The 15998-nt window shown below is 39.3% G+C and carries 18 protein-coding genes and 1 tRNA gene; 4 read left to right on the top strand and 15 right to left on the bottom strand.

Features of this window, described 5'->3' with window-relative positions:
• Positions 1-143: 143 nt before the first annotated feature.
• From M3O96_RS00285 to trhA, 7 genes are all read right to left on the bottom strand, one after another.
• Positions 144-716: a peptidylprolyl isomerase gene (locus M3O96_RS00285; protein WP_249717440.1), complete on the bottom strand. Its 573-nt coding sequence runs from the start codon at positions 714-716 to the stop codon at positions 144-146.
• Between the two features lie 564 nt (positions 717-1280).
• Positions 1281-1553 (bottom strand): response regulator, encoded by a 273-nt coding sequence (locus M3O96_RS00280; protein ID WP_249717436.1) that lies wholly within the window; start codon positions 1551-1553, stop codon positions 1281-1283.
• Between the two features lie 79 nt (positions 1554-1632).
• Positions 1633-4026, bottom strand: coding sequence for an ATP-binding protein (locus M3O96_RS00275; protein WP_249717434.1), 2394 nt, complete (start codon positions 4024-4026; stop codon positions 1633-1635).
• Between the two features lie 4 nt (positions 4027-4030).
• On the bottom strand, positions 4031-4165 hold the full coding sequence (locus tag M3O96_RS00270; RefSeq protein WP_349630826.1) for an ATP-binding protein: 135 nt from the start codon (positions 4163-4165) through the stop codon (positions 4031-4033).
• A gap of 493 nt (positions 4166-4658) precedes the next feature.
• Positions 4659-5804, bottom strand: coding sequence for a 1-acyl-sn-glycerol-3-phosphate acyltransferase (locus M3O96_RS00265; RefSeq protein WP_249717432.1), 1146 nt, complete (start codon positions 5802-5804; stop codon positions 4659-4661).
• Between the two features lie 123 nt (positions 5805-5927).
• Positions 5928-6000, bottom strand: a tRNA-Gln gene (locus M3O96_RS00260).
• A gap of 130 nt (positions 6001-6130) precedes the next feature.
• On the bottom strand, positions 6131-6775 hold the full coding sequence (gene trhA, locus M3O96_RS00255) for a PAQR family membrane homeostasis protein TrhA (RefSeq protein WP_249717430.1): 645 nt from the start codon (positions 6773-6775) through the stop codon (positions 6131-6133).
• Between the two features lie 191 nt (positions 6776-6966).
• On the opposite strand from trhA, the gene M3O96_RS00250 reads away from it, so the two are divergent.
• Entirely contained in the window at positions 6967-7215 is a 249-nt protein-coding gene (locus tag M3O96_RS00250; protein WP_249717428.1) for a hypothetical protein, read from the top strand.
• A 66-nt stretch (positions 7216-7281) separates the two neighbouring features.
• Here the strand turns inward: M3O96_RS00250 and rplI are convergent, their stop codons facing one another.
• From rplI to M3O96_RS00230, 4 genes are all read right to left on the bottom strand, one after another.
• Complete coding sequence (gene rplI, locus M3O96_RS00245) at positions 7282-7725, bottom strand: 50S ribosomal protein L9 (RefSeq protein ID WP_249717426.1); 444 nt, start codon at positions 7723-7725, stop codon at positions 7282-7284.
• A gap of 36 nt (positions 7726-7761) precedes the next feature.
• Positions 7762-8013: a 30S ribosomal protein S18 gene (gene rpsR / locus M3O96_RS00240; RefSeq protein WP_249717425.1), complete on the bottom strand. Its 252-nt coding sequence runs from the start codon at positions 8011-8013 to the stop codon at positions 7762-7764.
• Positions 8010-8381: a 30S ribosomal protein S6 gene (gene rpsF, locus M3O96_RS00235; protein WP_249717423.1), complete on the bottom strand. Its 372-nt coding sequence runs from the start codon at positions 8379-8381 to the stop codon at positions 8010-8012. The genes rpsR and rpsF overlap by 4 nt, the downstream gene beginning before the upstream one ends.
• A 92-nt stretch (positions 8382-8473) precedes the next feature.
• On the bottom strand, positions 8474-9388 hold the full coding sequence (locus tag M3O96_RS00230) for a DUF8428 domain-containing protein (protein ID WP_249717420.1): 915 nt from the start codon (positions 9386-9388) through the stop codon (positions 8474-8476).
• Between the two features lie 38 nt (positions 9389-9426).
• On the opposite strand from M3O96_RS00230, the gene M3O96_RS00225 reads away from it, so the two are divergent.
• Positions 9427-10017 (top strand): methyltransferase domain-containing protein, encoded by a 591-nt coding sequence (locus tag M3O96_RS00225; RefSeq protein ID WP_249717417.1) that lies wholly within the window; start codon positions 9427-9429, stop codon positions 10015-10017.
• Here the strand turns inward: M3O96_RS00225 and M3O96_RS00220 are convergent.
• On the bottom strand, positions 10011-10790 hold the full coding sequence (locus M3O96_RS00220; protein ID WP_249717412.1) for a class I SAM-dependent methyltransferase: 780 nt from the start codon (positions 10788-10790) through the stop codon (positions 10011-10013). The two genes, M3O96_RS00225 and M3O96_RS00220, sit on opposite strands and share 7 nt — an antisense overlap.
• A gap of 2 nt (positions 10791-10792) precedes the next feature.
• A complete protein-coding gene (gene apaG, locus M3O96_RS00215) occupies positions 10793-11179 on the bottom strand; it encodes a Co2+/Mg2+ efflux facilitator ApaG/CorD (RefSeq protein WP_249717409.1) in 387 nt (128 codons plus the stop codon).
• Between the two features lie 77 nt (positions 11180-11256).
• Between apaG and ung the strand changes: the two genes are divergently transcribed.
• A complete protein-coding gene (gene ung / locus M3O96_RS00210; protein WP_249717406.1) occupies positions 11257-11919 on the top strand; it encodes a uracil-DNA glycosylase in 663 nt (220 codons plus the stop codon).
• 248 nt (positions 11920-12167) lie between these two features.
• Here the strand turns inward: ung and M3O96_RS00205 are convergent, their stop codons facing one another.
• On the bottom strand, positions 12168-13085 hold the full coding sequence (locus M3O96_RS00205) for an SMP-30/gluconolactonase/LRE family protein (RefSeq protein WP_249717404.1): 918 nt from the start codon (positions 13083-13085) through the stop codon (positions 12168-12170).
• Between the two features lie 8 nt (positions 13086-13093).
• Complete coding sequence (locus M3O96_RS00200) at positions 13094-14050, bottom strand: endonuclease/exonuclease/phosphatase family protein (protein WP_249717402.1); 957 nt, start codon at positions 14048-14050, stop codon at positions 13094-13096.
• 82 nt (positions 14051-14132) lie between these two features.
• On the opposite strand from M3O96_RS00200, the gene M3O96_RS00195 reads away from it, so the two are divergent.
• Positions 14133-15689, top strand: a complete 1557-nt coding sequence (locus M3O96_RS00195; RefSeq protein WP_249717399.1) for an AbgT family transporter — start codon at positions 14133-14135, stop codon at positions 15687-15689.
• The last annotated feature ends 309 nt before the right edge of the window (positions 15690-15998 follow it).

The raw sequence follows: 15998 nt of genomic DNA, 5'->3' as shown, positions 1-15998 counted from the left end.
AAAAATGTAGAAAGAAGATTTGTAATTCAATGAGTCTGTTTTCTTTGGGCTGTTGCATGTCTTTTTCCAACTCCGTATGGGTGTATTAATAAAGATACATACCGTGGGAATGAACTCTCTGTACTTGCTAGCGCAAAAAAATCCTAGGATTCTATCAGTTTTTCCAGTTCAGCCTTGGTCAGATAGAGCATTTTGATTTTTAGGGTGATAGGATTCACGGGTTCATCTTTGCTATCTCTTTTTTGGTAGACAATCTGATCGACGATATCCATCCCTTTGACAACCTGACCAAAAACAGTATAATCATTGTCTAATCTATGCAATCCGTTTTTGTTTTGGACGATATAAAACTGACACCTTGCAGATAGCTTTCCCGGATTATCATCTCTACCGGCACCCACAGCCCCATAAATATGGGTGATGCCTTTGACAAACTCCGGTTCGAGGAGGTATTCAGGATCTTTGAACCCTTCTTCCGTATCCGGACAACCGGCCTGTGCGACAAAGTTGGGGATGACCCTATTGAAAGTCAGGGAATCCCAATATCCGGCTTCCGCCAGTTGAATAAAGCTTTGCCGGTGCTTTGGGGTTTCGTCAAAAAGACGGATGTAGATGTTTCCTTTTGGGGTTTCGATCAGGCCAATAGGGTTCTTTTCCTGTGCAAATGAAAATGAGGAAAAGATATACGCAATTACAATGAATATGGATTTTTTCATTTTTCTCTTTTTATTTTAAGGAAAATGGCAAAAGTTCATTTGGGTATTTAAATGTAATACAAATGAAATAAAGGAAAGCAGAATTTGAAAAGAAGATGTGGTATTGAAGAGTGAAAGTGTCAATCGGGAATACCTCATTGGTACATCAGGAATAGGTCAGGTGTAAGTAGGAGACGGAGTATCTGTAGCTCAGACACGGAGTATCGGTAACTCAGACACGGAGTATCTACAGGGAGGGGTTAAGGAAGGTATAGGGGAAGGTGGGAGGAAAGAGGGTGGAGATAGTACCTATCACCCATCACTTGCACAATAGGGGCTGTCTTTTTGAAACATTATGCGGTGTATTATTTGGAGTTATTTTGGGGAAGTTTGGCTAGCCTTAACTAGAAATTTTCAATTTCAGGGATGGCCTTGCTAAATTCCTAAATACCCAAGGGTTTAGTAATAAAATAATTTGCATGATTCTAATTGCAATTGGCGATGTCTTTTTCGGAAGAGAAGGTAGTCAACATGATCACAGGAATCTGCATGAATGATTCTAGCGATTTGATAAATTCCAACACTTCAATGCCATTTTTTCGGGACAGTGTCCAATTCGGGTGTTTTGTCTTGTATAAATCTGCCTTTTTTGAGGAGAAAGTCAATGGCTTCCTCACCATTTCTTGCAATGCTTATATCGATATTGAATTTGGCATCCTCAAATGCTTCCAAAGTCAACACAATGTCACCTTCATTGTCTTCGACCAAAAGTATATTTATTGCCTCCATATGGTTGATCTCCGAATTAAGATTGAACTTAAGATAATTCTTAACCTTCAGTTTACTGTAAATTTCCATAAGTGGTGATTCAGAGGCCCAAAAAAAATCAATCCGAAACCCCTACAATGGCAGGCCTGAAGCAGTATTATTTCTTCATTCAGTCCATCGGCTTCTTTAAGGTAAAAGAAATGGTACTGCCTAAACCGTCATTTGAAATGATGCTGATTTTCCCTTGATGACTTTCTACTATTTTTTTGCAGATGGCTAAGCCTATGCCTGTCCCTTCATATTCCTCTCTTGAATGTAACCTTTGGAAAATCTGGAAAATCTTTCCATGATGTTCGGTTGGCACACCGATTCCATTGTCCCTGACACTGATCTCCCAATAACCAGGATGTCCTTTGCTGGAAACATGGACTTCTGGTTTGGTGCCTGGGGTGCTATATTTCAAGGCATTGTTGATAAGATTCTGCATCAACTGCCTGATCTGTGCTTTGGCAGCAAATATCAGTGGTAGCGGATCTTGGGTCAATATGGCACCTAGGCGCTTAAAGTGGTTTTTTTCTAGCAGGATCACATCTTCCATGATTTCCTGTAGCTCAAATTTCTCCATCTTACCTGAATTGCCGGTCCTGCTATATTCCAACAGATCCATTATAATCTGCCTCATTCTGACTGCCCCATCAGTAGCAAAGTGAATGTATTGCTTACCTTTTTCATCCAAAATCGCTTCATATTTTTTTTCGATCAATTTCAAAAAACTAGTAATCATTCTCAACGGTTCCTGAAGATCATGAGAGGCTACATAGGCAAACTTCTCCAACTCTGAGTTGGAAATTTCTAGTTCTATTGCCCTGGTTTTAAGTTCCTCACTCATTTTGATGAGGTCTTTTTCTTTTTCTCTTTTTTCTGTAATGTCCAGCATGACGACGACTGCGCCGAGTTTTCTGCCATCAGTGGTTTTTATTTCTTCTCCCGAGCATAAGACAATTTTACGCAGACCCACCTTGGATAAAATGACCATCTCATAATCAGTGACCTGCTCTCCTCTAAATGCGCGATATAAGGGAACTTCACAGATTGGAATAGGAGTGATGCCATCAGGTTTGAAAAGTTCATAATGATCAGCCCAATCAGAAATCTCAAAGTGATCAGCCAATCCAAAAAGATTTCTCGTTGCCCGGTTGATGACAGATATTTGTCCTTTATCATCGCATGCCACGATGCCTTCCGAAATATTTTCCATCATCGCATTGAGAAATTCTTTTTCTTTTTCAATGGCCAGCTCTGTAGCTTTGATTTTGGAGATATCATGGGTAGCACCAATTAGTCTTATTGCTTTTCCCCTGTTGTTTCTTATAATGATGCCTTTGTCCACGACATAGGCATAATTTCCTTCCTTTTTCAAAAACCGGAATTCTTGCTCCCAGTATTCCTGTTTGGATTGGATGGTTTTGTCTAGTTCATCTCTGGTTTTATTCAGGTCCTCCGGATGAATGTGCAAATTCCAAAAATCAGATTGGTCATTGAATTCCGCTTTCGTGTACCCAAACATTTTTTCGAAATTATCCGATCGGTACACTTTGTTGGAAACCAAATCCCAGTCCCAAATGGCATCAGACGTTGCCATGGTCGCATATTCAAATCTTTCGTTGCTTTTTTTCAGTTGTTTGGATTGCCTGTTGACTTTGCTTTGAAGGATGGAAGGCTGTATGGCGAGGTACCATGCTGTAATACCCAAAATCCCTGACAAGATTGTACGCAAGACAAATGAAAGGTAATTCTTCTTTAATGCTTGGGATTCCTTTAGTTGTACAGATAGCTTCCAATCTCCGAGTGGAATACGCATATCGTGACGATGACCTGAATATTCACTGTCATGTTTTGGGAGAAAAAATTCCTCCTTTCCTGTATCGGGATTGATTTTTGAAAATTGGATAGCATAGGAAGTTTGATCCAAGTCATCCATTCCAATGATATCATAAAACGTTTCCAGCCGGACCACTGCTGCTGCAAAACCCCAAAATTCATTCTTCTTGAATATAGGCAATCGTCCTACAATTCCGGAACCTCCCTGTTTGAGTTGAAAAGGGCCGGCAAAGAACAGGGTTTTACTTTCCATGGCTTTGATGGCTTCTGTCCTTCTCAAAGAATCAGCAAAAATATCATATCCAATGGCAATTTCATTTCCTATGAATGGATAGGTGTATTTGATGGTTCCTTTTTCAAGCAATTGAATGGCATCCACATTGGGATTGTGTTGTAGGATTTCCCTGGCTATTTCATTAAAATCACCCCCGATGCCATACTTTCTCTCGAGGTAAGAAAGTGTTTTGGTGGCTGACAAGACAAAGCTCAAACCTGTCACAATTTTGTTTTCCAATAGGTTTGTCTGTTCTATAACAGCTTCCCTTTCAGAAGACCTTACAAGTAGGTAATCTTTATATGTCAGAAATTGGGTCAGTCCAAGGGTGAATAGAAAAGCAACTATTCCTGTCAGAACCGGCCTTTTATTGAAATTCTTGAGCAGCGACTTTAATTTTTTTCTCATCAGATTATTTTGGAATTGTAAAATGGAATGTACTTCCAAGACCGAGGGTAGATTCGACCCATATTTTCCCGCCAAGTTCTTCGACTATTTTTTTGCAGATGGCGAGACCGATTCCTGTGCCGGAAAATTCTTTTTGGATAAGGTGCTTTCGAAAATAACAGAGGTTTTTAGGGGTAATGTTGGGTAATTCGGTTAGCGAAAGAGAGTCTAGTAGATCATAACAAAAACCTGAAACCTGCCTGGCCGGCTCATTTTCAGGTTTAAGTATTATGAAATTAAGAATATTTGACCGACAAAATTCATCTTTTTTAAAGAATATAGCTTGGTGTATTTTGTCAGTGAAAATGACCTGAATGCTTGAAAATCATCTGGTTATTATAAAAAAAGTCGTATTTAATAGAATTTTGGTACTTATTATATAAAAGTAAGTTTTAAATACTTTTCTAAGTCATTAAAAATCCTGCGTGGGAAAAAAAAATTAGGGTTTGATAATTACGTTGATCAAGATTTTTTTTGGAATAAAATTTATTTTCTAGATGAGTGGTATAAGACCTGATTAAATAAGCGATAAAACGTGAGCAAATCAGTCGAAATAATAAAATTAGCCAATATGAAGAAGAGGCAAACTGAAATCAGTTTAAAGTCTCTTTTATAATCCTCATCTGATTGGCTACAGGATTGGCATACATGGCTAGAAAACTCTTTACAGCCATAGGGTCAGATTGGTCAACGCCTTTTCTGAATCTTCTTTCGAAAAGTTCTTTTTCCTCCGCGGTATATTTATCTGAATAATCATCTGTCCCTTGGAGGAGGTCATGCGCGACGTATTTGGTAGGCCATAACCTGTATCCAAGAATGATCTGTCTGTCAACCAATTCTGCTAACTCCTGCATTTGTTTGACACCGGTGGAAACTGTTTTTGAAATATGATCAATTGGGTCAGTAAGTACATCTCCGATATGGATATGTATCCCTCTTTTTTGGCCTATGATGCCATTCAATAAGGTATGAAAGTCTTCATTCTCTCCTTTGACATAGGCTTCTGACCGGGCTTTAGCCAATAGTTCAGGCATTTTGAGCACATCCGTAGGGTCATATTCATAGGAGATACTTACGGGTACGACATTGATTTTTTTGAAGTAATCAAGGATATTTTCTCCCGGTCCTGCAGCCATTCCAATCATCTTCAGCACGCCTTTGTGGGTCATGTCGTTTCCGTCTTTGGTGCGGCCTTCACGCTGTGCTATCCATACAGATCTGTTTTCTCTCAGGAGAGATTGTTTTATAAAAGCAGAAATTGACCTGGAACTTTCCAACAATTCTCTTGATGGTATCCCCCTTTTGATTATAAAACTCCTCGTCAATCTTGCCAAAGTTCTCAGGAAGGGCTTTTTTACCAAGTTATCGCCAATAGCTGAGGTGGTCATACGGAGACCGTGTTCGTATAGTGAGGCATTCAGCAAAGATGTATCAAGAATAATGTCCCTGTGATTGGATATAAAAAGGTAGGAGGTGTTTTTTTCTAGTTTTTCAAATCCTGATGTGGAAAGGCCACTGGAACTTTTCTCCAGCACTTTTTGGATGGCAGGGTAGATAAAGTTGATTTGGAAGTCCCTGATGGAGTGGCAATGCAGCATCAGGTTTTTCCAGAATTCATCTTTTTCCTCGGGAAAGGTAAAATTCATCATGGCCTTCAGCATCGGGTGGTCCATGATCTCCCGGATTGCGTCATTTACTTCTGTATCGTAATATGGCCTGATAGAATCGAATGATGACATCTTAATGGTTTTGATATTGCAAATTAAGTGAATTTCAGGTAAAGGGGGAAGCTGGGTTTGGATTTCGAAAATGAATCCATATGAATGAAAATAAAAAAAGCAGCCTTTTGAGCTGCTCTTATGTTGGCCGACCAGGTTTCGAACCTGGACTCTTCTGAACCAAAATCAGACGTGTTGCCAGTTACACCATCGGCCAATTTTTAATTGAATTCACCCCTTTTTTGAAAGGTGTCACAAATGTAGGGGTACTTTCCTTTTTATGCAAGTAGGGTACTGAAGATTTTTTGAGTATATATTTTAAATGCTTTAATGTCAGCCCAAAAAGTTTATAGGTTATCGACCAGTATCATGTTCATGATCGCTATAAAATGTAAGATTGTACCGGTCAAGACAAATAGGTGCCAGATGGTATGACCAAAGCGCATTTGGGGTCTGGTATAAAAAATGGTACCGAGGGTATAGCTGAGTCCTCCCGCCGCAATTAAAAATAGGGTAGGGGTGCTCAAGGTAGTCAGCAGGGGTTTGATCAGGAAGACTGCCATCCAACCCATACCCAAGTAGAGTATCAGTGAAGCTTTTTGGAATTTATGAGTAAAGAATATTTTAAAAATAATACCAAACACTGTAAGTCCCCAAATGATCCCAAAAAAAACCCAGCCTAATATCCCTTTGACGGCCAATAGTAAAAATGGTGTATATGTTCCCGCAATCAGGAAATAGATTCCTATATGGTCAAAGGTTCTCAGCCAAGTTTTGATGGCACCCGGAGGCGTAGCGTGGTAAAGGGTAGAAAAGGTATATAACAACAATATGGAGGCTCCAAAAAGGCTACAACTGACAATATGGATGGCTGACCCATTAAGTACGGTAAAAGTGACCAACAATGCGATGGCGATGATGCTGAATAAAATCCCGAAACCATGGGTGATGCTGTTGGCAAATTCTTCTTGAAGCGATTGCTTTCTTTCCATTCCTTGATAAGTTGCATTAAATATAGTGACAAGAATCAAAAATAACCCACCAATTATTATATCGAAATCGATTGTAATTTAAATTAATGTTACTAAATATCTGATTATATTGTATTTATAGAAAATTATATATTGTTTTGCACTCGAATTTGAAAAAAGAAATTACATTATTTAACAAAACAATTATAATCATGTCAGTAAAAATTTCTGAAAAAACCATTGTTTCCACTTTGGAAAAACTTGAAAAATTGAACTTGGGCGAGAAGCTTCATTCTGAATTATCTTGGTGCTGGAACAGTTTCCAATATGACAACAATCCTGTCGGGGTTATTGCAAAAAGCAAAGAAGCTTTGGAATTATTGAAAGCCAAAAGAGAAGAAAACAGCAAGGCTGTAGCCAAGAAATTGGTAGAAGATCTTGAAAAAATCGCTTTGAATTAATCAAAACAAAACAAAAAAGGCTTTCGATTTGAAAGCCTTTTTTGTTTACTGTATTTTTTGTTTTGCTTATTCAGCTACAACAACAAATTTCACTTTGCTTTTCACTTCTCTGTGAAGGTCAACCTCAGCTTCGAATTCTCCTGCACCTTGAACAGGCACATTGATAGAAATTTTCTTTCTGTCGATTTCCACTCCTTTGGTTGCCAATGCATCAGAAACCTGTAAGGTTGTTACTTTTCCGAAGATTTTACCTGATTCACCGATTTTGGCTTTGATTTCCAAAGTCATTTCGGCTAGTTTAGTAGCCAATTCCTCGGCTGCTGTTTTGATTTTTTCTGCTTTGTGGGCAGCTTGCTTTACGTTTTCTGCAAGGATTTTTCTGTTGGAACCTGTAGCCAATACCGCAAATCCCTGAGGAATGAGGTAATTTCTACCATAACCTGGCTTTACTTCGACCATGTCATTTTTGTATCCAAGTCCCTTTATGTCTGTTTTAAGAATAACTTCCATTGTAATACTATTTAAAGATAAATGAACAAAGATGTACTATTTCAAACCGTCAGTTACAAATGGCAATAATGCCAAGTGTCTTGCCTTTTTGATGGCATTGGACACTTTTCTTTGAAACTTAGCTGAATTCCCTGTCAATCTTCTTGGAAGAATCTTGCCCTGCTCGTTGACAAACTTCAAAAGGAAGTTAGGGTCTTTGTAATCGATATATTTGATACCGCTTTTTTTGAAACGACAGTATTTTTTCCTGTTATCGTTTCTGTTGATTGGTTCATTTTTGAGTGTCATGATACAGGCTCCTCCTTTGCTTCAGTTTTTTTGTTAAATTCACCTTTTCTTCTTTTGTCTCCGTAAGCAATGCCGTGCTTGTCAAGAACTGTCGTCAGGAATCGGAGAATTTTCTCGTCTCTTCTGATTTCAATTTCCAATTTCTTGACCAAAGATGGATCACCTTTGTACTCAATTAAAATGTAGAAACCGGTGCTTTTTTTCTGAATAGGATAGGCCAATTTCTTTAGACCCCAATTCTCAACATTGATGACTTCTGCCCCCTCATTTTTTAACAAGCTTACAAACTTGTCTACGGTATCCTTCATCTGAACATCAGACAAAACGGGAGTTAGTATGAATACCGTTTCATAATTTTTTTGGAACATGATTTTATTTTTTTAAGCTTATTTTTGATAAACAGACCGCAAAAGTAGTTGTTTGTCCTGTTTATTCCAAATAATAGCTTTAAAATACCTGATTATTTCACTTCAAATGACTTGGTTCCAATCTGATATCCGTCAGCATAAATCCTGATCTCATAGATTCCCGGATTGTATTTGGTGCCTTTTTCGTAGAAATATGTCAAAGTCTGCTTAGAGTTGTCAAAAAGGATGTCCTGATGAACGGTAAAGAACTCCTCCCTTCCACCGACCGAAAATGTACCTGAGCCTTTGGCAACATCAAAGATAGGTTGGTTATTTGGAGCCATAATCTGAACGTAAATGTCCCTTGCACCTTTTTCTGCTACTTTATTATCTGCGAGGTTGAAGGTTATCCGAAGTTTTTCCAATTGTCTGTTTTTGAAACCATCTTCTCTTTCTTTGCCACGAGAATTGAGGGCGACAATGCTGATGTTTTCCGCCCTTAATCTAGCTGCTATGTCAACTTTATCCTGTAGTTCCTTTTGCTTGACATTCAGCTGGGCCACTTCCTCTTGGATCTGAACTTGTGTGGTCTTCAAATCGGTGTTTTCGGTGAAAAGCTGCTCATTGACTTCTCTCAGCCTGAGGATTTCCTGATCCTTTTCCTGCATTGTTTTAGAGAATGCGGCTATTCTTTGGTTTAACGAAGCGATTTCTTCTGTAGACCTTTTTCTGTCAAGACTCCTTTCACGGGTGAGTTGCTCTTTGATTTCTTCCAAGGCAGCGATATCGCCTCCCAATTTGGTGATTTCCTGAATTCTAAGGTCAAGTTGGTAATTCATGGAATCAATCCTACGGTTGAGCTCGTTGTTTTCTTCTGAAAGGATTAGAATTTCTTCGGATTTTCTCGTTTTGTCTAGGTGGTCAGTGTACAGTTTGATACCGCTTGCAACGATCAGGATTAATAAGACAATAATCAGGATGTTTTTCCCATTGTCTTTTTTGGTGTTTTTTTGTGGAGTAGTTTCCATAGATGATTAAATTGTAGAAATTTTAATTTAGTGAATTAATGTCAAATATCCTTTCTGAAGATTATTGGACTTCAAGATATCAACAAAATTCCATTGGTTGGGATGTAGGTGAAATTACGGAACCAATAAAGCAATATTTAGACCAGATTGAAAATTTCAGGTTAAAAATACTTGTTCCCGGTGCAGGAAATGGATATGAGGCACAATATGCTTTAAAAAAAGGCTTTTTGAATACTTACATTTTAGATATTTCTTTTTTTCCTTTGCAAAATTTTCATTTTACCAATCCTGATTTTCCAAGAAGCCAAATCCACCACATCGATTTTTTTGACCATTCAGGACAGTATGACCTGATTATTGAGCAGACCTTTTTATGTGCTTTGCCTCCGGAATTTCGTCCCCAATATGTAAAGAAGATGAAATCGCTTATAAAACCAGGCGGGAAATTGGTGGGGCTATTGTTCAACCGACATTTTCAAAACCCGGGACCTCCTTTTGGTGGGGAGTTTGGTGAATATAAGAATCTGTTTGAAAAAGAATTCCATATCCTGAAAATGGAAGAATGCTATAATTCTATTCCTGCCAGACAGGGACATGAATTATTTTTCATACTTCAGAAAAGTCAATAATGTAAAATATAATGTGATTTGGTAAGTGTGTTGTCAAAAATCAAAACACCGCATTCAAAAAAGTCCAAGCTGATGACTACCCGGGGATGGGATTTGATTTTTTCCCAAGCTTGGTTCATTTCTTTTGACCAATGGATATCAGCGATGGCTATAATACTGGACTCTTGGATTTTTGGCAATAAAAGCTCAAAATACGCTAAAGTGGCTTGGTAAGTATGGTTAGCATCTAATAGGGCGAAATCTACCGGATGGTTTTTATCTAATAAATAAGGAAGTGAATTTTTTAAGTTTCCCAGGACAAAATGAGTGTTTTGGGGTTTTTGGAATTCTTGGGACTTTTTCCAAAGTGAAGGGCTTCCTTCAAAAGTAAATAAACTTCCCTTGGTGACATTGGCAAGGTATCGGGTATTTAGCCCTACACAAGTTCCCAATTCGTATACCTGTTCAGCAGGAGTTTTAGAACAGAAAAATTGGTATAGCAGGGAATATTTACGAGTGCTTGTACTGTATTTTGTAATGGATGAAATCCTTCTTGTGGCTTTTCTTAATTTTTTGGAGCCGGCTCCAAAATCCTCAATTTCGCAGATTTCTTTACTTGCCAGTAGTTTTTTTCTGATTTCCTCAATGTCGAGGTCTTTGTCCTTAGATTGCTGGACATGACCGATAAGTCCATTATAGATATCAAAAACAAAGGGTGATTGGATTGCGTATTGGTCTTCTTTGACAAGCCAATACTTTATGTAGGCAAGAAGAGGAAATAAGTGCTGCCTCAAATTTAATTGTCAAAGATATCTGCAATCAACTGAAATTCAGGAATTTTTACTTCAAGGACTTTTCCATCAAAAAGCTTTTCCATAAAGAAGGAACCTCTCATTTTTCCCAATCCTGATTTGAGGTTACAGCCGGAAACATATTCATGCAAATGGCCCGGCTCGAGAATGGGCTGCTGTCCCACAACACCGTCACCTTCTACAGTTTTGGTGGTATCACCTGCATCAAAAATTTCCCACTTTCTTCTCATCAGTTGGATGGTATGGGGGCTATTGTTTTCAATATTTACCTTGTATGTAAATACATAATGATGCTGGTGCGGACTGGAAAATTCGGCCTGATAGGTGACTTCAACAGTGACTTTAATTCCTTGGGTAACAGCTGTAACCATTTCTTTTTATTATTAGGGATATAAAAATTCGAAAACTTTGTCTTAATTCCAAATCATTTAGGAAGTACGATACAAAAATGGATGTTAAAATTGAAGCAGGATGGAAAAATCTTCTAGATGAGGAATTTTCCGAACCTTATTTTGCCAATCTAGCAGGTTTTATTAAATCAGAGTACCAGAACCAAGTGGTTTACCCTAAAGGTAAAGAGATTTTCAATGCTTTTGACCATTGTCCTTTAGAGGATTTGAAAGTTGTGATTTTGGGGCAGGATCCATACCATGGTCCGGGTCAGGCACATGGCCTGTCATTCTCGGTCCGTGAGGGTATTCCTTTCCCCCCCAGCCTTCTGAATATATTTAAAGAAATCAACCGAGATCTAGGAAATCCAATGCCTTCAAATGGTGACCTTGCCAAATGGGCTGATCAGGGCGTTTTACTTTTGAATGCCACGCTTACTGTCAGGGCTCATCAAGCAGGGTCCCACCAAAACAAAGGATGGGAACTGTTTACAGATGCGGTAATCCGGAAAATAGCAGACAACAAAGAACATGTGGTTTTTATGCTTTGGGGTGCCTATGCACAAAAGAAAGCCTCATTTATCGATGAGAAAAGGCATCTCAAACTCCATGCACCACATCCAAGCCCACTATCTGCTCACAGGGGTTTTTTGGGTTGTGGACACTTTTCCAAAGCCAATGAATATCTCAAAGAAAAGGGGATAGGGGAGATTAGGTGGTAGTAGTCCACAGTCGCAGTAAGCAGTTATCAGTGAACAGTCTTAGTGCAGTAAGCAGTCGAAGTAGGCAGTTGCAGTGTTTAGTAAACAGTCCCGGTGAATGGGAAGAACAGTAGCAGAAGTCAGTTGCATTGGCCAAAATAAGTCTAAGGGATTATGAAAAGTTGAGTGATTTGATGATTTTGAAGTGTCCACAGTGGACTGTCGACCGTCGACCGTGGACAAATTAATTTTCCAATTTTCCAATTCTATTACCAAACTCCCCTAACTTTCATATCCAATGTATAGACTTTATCCAAGGCAGTGATGAAGAGAGTTTTGCGCTCCGTACCTCCAAAGACTACGTTGGCTGTCCAACTTTCTTCAACAGGAATGTATGCAATCTGCTCCCCTTTTGGATTGAAGACTGTGACGCCTTTGCCGGTGAGGTAGACATTGCCTTTGTTATCGATTGTCATTCCATCCGAGCCCATTTCGCAAAAAAGCTTTCTGTTTTTAAGATAACCATCTTCTTCGATCTCGTAGACGTATGTTTTTTTATCACCAATATCGGCAACATACAGTTTCTTGCCATCGGGTGTTCCCACCAAACCGTTTGGTTGGACGAGCTTTTCATCCACTCTGAAAAACTGAATTCTGTCCGGCGCCAAATAGTAAAGGTGTTGGCCGTCCTGTTCCATTTCCGGACTTCTGCCGGTCCACCACTTTCTTTTGTATAATGGGTCAGAGATATACATGCCACCATTAGGGGCGATCCAGACATCGTTGGGGCCATTGAGCCTTTTTCCTTTGAAATTTTCAATCAAGACTTTCGAATTTCCTTTATCATCAATGGCAATGAGTTGGTTTTCCAAATCTGCACATGAAATCAAAACATCATTCCTATCGAAATACATGCCGTTTGACCTTTTGGTACCCTCTTGGAATAAGGTTACTTCATTTTTGGTTGCAGACCATTTATAAATTTTATCGTTGGGTTGGTCTGTGAAGTAAACATCACCTGTCCGGTGGACGGCAGGCCCTTCCGTAAAGGTGTAGCCTTCTCCAACTTTGACCAATGTTGCGTTTTTCACGACGACGCTACCTCTGTCCATTTCCTGAGACTGGGCTTGGTAAGCAAAAAAGATAGTAATGAAAGCAAATAGGTAGTTTTTTTTTGAGGTTATCATAGGTTGTTTTATTGTGTAAGAAATTCAGTCCAAAGTGGAAAGTGATCAGAAAGCCTGAAAGATAATTGAGAAATTGTATAGTTCCTATCCTTGAGTACATGGTCGCGAAAATCAACTGTTCCCCCCTGAACATATGTAAGGTTGAGATTATTTTCAAACCAAGCAACTTGATCATAAAATGTATTTGTTTTTTTAAATACGGTTCTGTCTTGCTGCTGAAGGTCATCCGGGATAAAAAGTCCGGTGGAGATAAAGGCATCAAAGGTTGGATCTCCCTTTCTCATCAGGTTAAAATCTCCCAAGGTCAACAGGCTATGGTTCCATGAAGCCATTTCTTTTGACCAATCATAAATCCAGTCAGCGATGGCTTGGATCTCGCCAACCCTATCCTTTGATTTGGATCCAAAAAGAACATGTAGCGTCAACAAAACAAAGGTACTTTTCCCGGCCTTGAAACTTACCCCATAGGGAGTCCGAGCAAATTGTCTTTGCAACGCACCTTCTCCGATCGCTTTGTTATTCTCTAAAACCTCATCCGGGATAACGATCTCACAGGCAAGCCCGGACAATCTGACTTTGCGGGTATCAAAGATAAAGGCAAGTCTTTCATTGTTTCCTTTGAATCCTGCGGTGACATCTGTCATCAAAAAGCTCCAGTCTGACCCGAGCAGGTGCATAGTTTCTCTCAATCCTTTGAAATTGCCGCGTATTTCCTGGACGGCGATGATGTCAAACCTTTTGATGATCTCGACAATGCAAAGCAGGGCATGGGCATCCCGTTTGGGGCTGTCTGTATCACCCGACTGCCATTTCATGGTGATGTCACCAAACATCCTGATGTTCCAGGTGCAGATAAGGACATTTTTATCAAGTTTTTTTGCGGGAATAGTTTTATCCAAAAAGGCACAGAAGTTTTTAAGTTCTTTTTTGATTTCAACAGGAGGGGAGAATAGGTTTACAGACATTTTAAATCAGAGAAAGAAGGAGGGAAATGATATGATAATTGTAAAAGCTTACTATTTTTATCAAACCCCAATTTAATTGTTTATGAGCAATAACGAGAAAAAACCCAAAACCTTTTTGGACAGATTTTTGGATTTTATAGAAAAGGCAGGAAACACACTTCCTGATCCGGCCATCCTCTTTTTGATATTGATGCTATTTACCTGGCTGCTTTCGGCCTTACTCTCACCCATTGACTTTGGTGCGGTGGACCCAAGAAGTGGGGGTGAACTCCGTGTTCAAAACCTCCTGACAGGGACCCAGTTTGCCGCTTTTTTTGCCAATATGACGGGAGTATTTATCAATTTCCCACCTTTGGGAGTGGTATTGCTTGCTATGTTGGGTGTGGGTGTGGCGGAGCATTCCGGGTTTATCAATGCTGGCTTGAAGTTTTTATTGGGTGTGACTCCAAAAATGTTGTTGACACCGATTTTGGTCTTGGTGGCTATCGTGAGTCATACTGCAGCGGATGCGGGGTATGTCTTGGTGATTCCATTGGGAGGTGTGATTTTTTATGCCGCAGGCAGACATCCCCTTGCAGGGATAGCAGCAGCATTTGCTGGGGTTTCCGGTGGATTCAGTGCCAATTTTATTCCATCAAGTATTGATCCTTTAATCCAAAGCTTTACGCAGTCTGCCGCTCAGATCATTGATCCGGAGATTGTGCTTAATCCTTTAAACAATATCTTTTTCACAGGCCTTTCAAGTTTGCTGGTGGTCATGGTAGTCTGGTTCCTTACTGACCGTGTGGTAGAACCAAGATTAAATAAGAATGTGATTGTTGACGATAATCTTGAGGATATTCCAAAAATAGAAATCCTAAATGAAAGGGAGAAAATGGCTTTTTGGATTGCTTTTGGAATCATGTTCCTTTGTATTATTGGACTTTTCTTTTGGGCTTTGCCACAGGATTCTGCCATGAGGGATGCCACGGGTGAGATCACATCAAGAGATGCACCGTTAATGAAATCCATAGTGCCCTTGATATTTATATTATTCTGGATTCCCGGTTTAATATATGGATTTGCAGCAGGGACATACAAAAGCATGAAAGACATGGTCGCTTCCATGAGCAAGGCCATGGGAAGTATGGCTTATTATATTGTGATGGCCTTTTTCTGTGCTTTGTTTATTGATGCTTTTGGAAAATCCAATATTGGAGCACTGACTGCTCTGAAAGGTGCTAATTTCCTTCAATCGATGAACCTTCCCTCCCAGATTACCATAGTTGGAATTGTGATATTGACTTCCTTTGTCAATCTATTGGTGGGTTCGGCTTCTGCAAAGTGGGCTTTGATCAGTCCGATTTTTGTGCCGATGTTGATGCAGTTGGGAATCTCACCGGATTTGACCCAAGCGGCATATAGGGTAGGGGATTCCGTTTCCAATATCATTACACCTTTGCTGCCTTATTTTCCTTTGATTGTCGTCTTTTGCCAACGGTATGTCAAGTCCACCGGGATCGGAACTTTGGTTTCCATGATGTTGCCGTATTCTATCGTGTTGCTCGTGACCTGGACCTTATTCTTGTTGTTGTATTGGACATTGGGGATTCCTCTTGGACTGCAAAGTACGTATGAGTACGTGATGATGGCGCCTTGATGGGAAAGGCGAATCTAAGAAGGTGCTTAGTATTTATTTTATTCAAGGGCCATAAAGGCAACTGCTTGACTTGAGCTCAGTTACATCATAGTCCTATGATAGAAGATACCTATTCAACTAGTTCATCATAGGACATATTTTACATAATTTTGATAAATGCAGATAAGTAAAAAATCCTAAATTGAAAAATTATATTAGTAAATATTGCTGCTTTTAAGTTTAAAATTTTTTCATTCCTTTTTTTACTTTTCATAAATTTGGATTAATCCAAAAATTTATGAGCGCTTTACCATTTCAAAAAACAAGGAC

It is taken from the genome of Aquiflexum sp. TKW24L (genome assembly GCF_023502205.1).
Classification (GTDB): Bacteria; Bacteroidota; Bacteroidia; order Cytophagales; family Cyclobacteriaceae; genus Cognataquiflexum.
This window is presented reverse-complemented; position numbering and strand designations above follow the sequence as displayed.

Bases quoted from the DNA above. Each gene is read 5' to 3' on its own strand.
- M3O96_RS00285 (WP_249717440.1), bottom strand. From the start codon at position 716: ATGAAAAAATCCATATTCATTGTAATTGCGTATATCTTTTCCTCATTT.
- M3O96_RS00280 (WP_249717436.1), bottom strand. From the start codon at position 1,553: ATGGAAATTTACAGTAAACTGAAGGTTAAGAATTATCTTAAGTTCAAT.
- M3O96_RS00275 (WP_249717434.1), bottom strand. From the start codon at position 4,026: ATGAGAAAAAAATTAAAGTCGCTGCTCAAGAATTTCAATAAAAGGCCG.
- M3O96_RS00265 (WP_249717432.1), bottom strand. From the start codon at position 5,804: ATGTCATCATTCGATTCTATCAGGCCATATTACGATACAGAAGTAAAT.
- trhA (WP_249717430.1), bottom strand. From the start codon at position 6,775: ATGGAAAGAAAGCAATCGCTTCAAGAAGAATTTGCCAACAGCATCACC.
- M3O96_RS00250 (WP_249717428.1), top strand. From the start codon at position 6,967: ATGTCAGTAAAAATTTCTGAAAAAACCATTGTTTCCACTTTGGAAAAA.
- rplI (WP_249717426.1), bottom strand. From the start codon at position 7,725: ATGGAAGTTATTCTTAAAACAGACATAAAGGGACTTGGATACAAAAAT.
- rpsR (WP_249717425.1), bottom strand. From the start codon at position 8,013: ATGACACTCAAAAATGAACCAATCAACAGAAACGATAACAGGAAAAAA.
- rpsF (WP_249717423.1), bottom strand. From the start codon at position 8,381: ATGTTCCAAAAAAATTATGAAACGGTATTCATACTAACTCCCGTTTTG.
- M3O96_RS00230 (WP_249717420.1), bottom strand. From the start codon at position 9,388: ATGGAAACTACTCCACAAAAAAACACCAAAAAAGACAATGGGAAAAAC.
- M3O96_RS00225 (WP_249717417.1), top strand. From the start codon at position 9,427: ATGTCAAATATCCTTTCTGAAGATTATTGGACTTCAAGATATCAACAA.
- apaG (WP_249717409.1), bottom strand. From the start codon at position 11,179: ATGGTTACAGCTGTTACCCAAGGAATTAAAGTCACTGTTGAAGTCACC.
- ung (WP_249717406.1), top strand. From the start codon at position 11,257: ATGGATGTTAAAATTGAAGCAGGATGGAAAAATCTTCTAGATGAGGAA.
- M3O96_RS00205 (WP_249717404.1), bottom strand. From the start codon at position 13,085: ATGATAACCTCAAAAAAAAACTACCTATTTGCTTTCATTACTATCTTT.
- M3O96_RS00200 (WP_249717402.1), bottom strand. From the start codon at position 14,050: ATGTCTGTAAACCTATTCTCCCCTCCTGTTGAAATCAAAAAAGAACTT.
- M3O96_RS00195 (WP_249717399.1), top strand. From the start codon at position 14,133: ATGAGCAATAACGAGAAAAAACCCAAAACCTTTTTGGACAGATTTTTG.